The sequence below is a fragment of the Candidatus Zixiibacteriota bacterium genome, assembly GCA_021159005.1.
Lineage (GTDB): Bacteria > Zixibacteria > MSB-5A5 > UBA10806 > 4484-95 > JAGGSN01.
The window spans coordinates 1-2011 of the sequence record JAGGSN010000236.1 but is presented as its reverse complement, the minus strand read 5'-3'; the positions used below and the strand labels follow the sequence as shown (position 1 = coordinate 2011).

Below are 2011 nucleotides of genomic sequence, written 5' to 3'. Positions count from 1 at the left end.
CGGAGGTTCACTATGACAAGTATAATCAAACGACAACCAACTAAAACGAAGAACTTCTGGGATGAGTTCTTCAATGAAGATTTCGAGAACATGTTCTCGCTAGTACCAAGACGGATGTTCTCAAATCCGGAGATTACCCGGAGATCATCATGGTATCCGCGCGTTAATGTTCACGAAAACACAGATTCCCTGGTTTTCGAAGCTGAAATTCCCGGGATGAAAAAGGAGGATGTGGATGTTACAATCGAAAACAACATCCTTTCAATCAAAGGGGAGCTGAAGTTTGAGAAAGATGACGAATCCAAGAACTATCATCGTATTGAAAGGTATTATGGTTCATTCGATCGTGCATTTACGCTCCCGAACAACGTTAAGGTCGAGGATGCATCTGCTGACTTTGCTGATGGTGTTCTAACGATTTCACTGCCGAAGAAATCCGAGGCAAAACCGAGAAAGATCACTATCGGGAAAGGACATAACACGAAAGATGATGAAAGTTCAGTTTAACAAAAGGAGTTTGTGATAATGGAAAGGTATATGTAAACCTTTCAAAAAAGTCAACCCCCCCGGTAAATTCGGGGGGTTTTGTATAAAATAGGGGACAGAGCCCCTTAAGCGTTAACTTAGCGGAAGTTATCGTACGCTTCAATTACATCATCCAGGTACTTGTGTTGATACATTCTTTTTCTTGGCGGTTCGCGAAGTCCTTCCCGAATATCCTTCCAATTGGCAAGCGAAAAAGACAATCCCATTTTCAAGTCAACCGCCGATTGTATTTCGTGCAAAATAAACAGTGTTTCTCTCCATCGGCTATCCACACACTGACGCAGTTTTCTCTTTTTCCAAGATTTTGATGTAGCCCCAGGGGGAAATAGAATTGGCTTTTTCTATGATGTTATCGGCAAGAAGTCCTATCAGAAGTTTTCCGAACAGCCATGCCTTGGCGCTCTCCTCGTCGTGCTTGGGGAGATGCCCAAAGTTCAGAAGTGTCTTTAGCCTCTTGAAGGCGAGTTCCACCTGCCATCGTGCCCTGTACAATTCCATAACGTCTGTGGCGGAAAGAACGGATTGGTCCACCGTTGTGAAGACGCACGAATACTTTGCGACTTCCAGTGCCTTGCGTCCGGGGATTCGCCCGTGACGCGCGCTGTTCCTGTGGATGCGTTTCAGTTCCATCTCGATTGCCGCTTTACTGCGTCTCAACGCGCAGATCCTTCCGGGAATCATTCTTCCGTTATCTCCAACAACGTGCACAGTCCATTCGCCAATGCATCCCACTCGCAGCTTTTTCAGTCGCGATAACAGTTTAAAACTCTTCCCGTTGGCGCTGCGCAGAACGAAACTGATCACTTTCATTCGTACAAGCACTTCTCCGCCATTATCCAAAACATGCGCCACGCTTCTCGCATTCGAATATGCGCGGTCGCCGACAAGCAAATCACCCTTCTCAATGGGGACCAATTTGAAGGTTTCCCCTACATGGTTATCTGTCACCTTGAAATAATCACATAGAAGCGGCTTAAGTTGAAGGGAATAATGTATACGCCATATGCTGCCAGTGCTGCCGGGTTCGCTTACCGTTGTGCCGTCAACGAGCCTCACGCGCAGCTTTCCGCTGGGGCGTTCAGGTATTTTGATGTTCTGCTTCATCAACCCCTCCGCCATCCAGCGAAGCCATTCGCCTGATGCCCTCATTCGCTTGAATATTCCCACACTTGAGATGTTTGCAAATCCTGCTTGTTTCACCCTTACCGCCGTCTCCCTGAGTGAGTACCCTTGTGCCAGATGAATCATCAAGATATGCAAAAGCGTCTCCGCATCCTTTATTTCCCTGCATCTCTTCAATGCGCCTTTTTTCTTCGCCTCCTGACGCCATCCATCCGGCAGAAAGTTGATAAGCGTTTCCCAGTCTTCCGAGACATGTTCTTGAATATCCATACATTAAAATGTATCAAATCTCCCCTTGATTGTCAATCCTTAAGTTAACGCTTATGGGACAGTTACCTATTTT

3 protein-coding genes are annotated in these 2011 nt (G+C 46.3%); 1 reads left to right on the top strand and 2 read right to left on the bottom strand.

All coding sequences use genetic code 11. From position 1 onward, the window contains the following. Window positions 1-507, top strand: a 507-nt coding sequence (locus tag J7K40_15455; protein MCD6163792.1) for an Hsp20/alpha crystallin family protein, incomplete at its 5' end; no start/stop codon positions are given. A 116-nt stretch (window positions 508-623) separates the two neighbouring features. Here the strand turns inward: J7K40_15455 and J7K40_15450 are convergent. After that, on the bottom strand, window positions 624-818 hold the full coding sequence (locus J7K40_15450; protein MCD6163791.1) for a hypothetical protein: 195 nt from the start codon (window positions 816-818) through the stop codon (window positions 624-626). Next, window positions 811-1938: an IS4 family transposase gene (locus tag J7K40_15445; protein ID MCD6163790.1), complete on the bottom strand. Its 1128-nt coding sequence runs from the start codon at window positions 1936-1938 to the stop codon at window positions 811-813. Before J7K40_15445 ends, J7K40_15450 begins: the two co-directional genes overlap by 8 nt. Window positions 1939-2011: the final 73 nt, after the last annotated feature.

Coding starts and splice junctions, on each gene's coding strand:
- J7K40_15445 (MCD6163790.1), bottom strand. CDS start 1,938: ATGGATATTCAAGAACATGTCTCGGAAGACTGGGAAACGCTTATCAAC.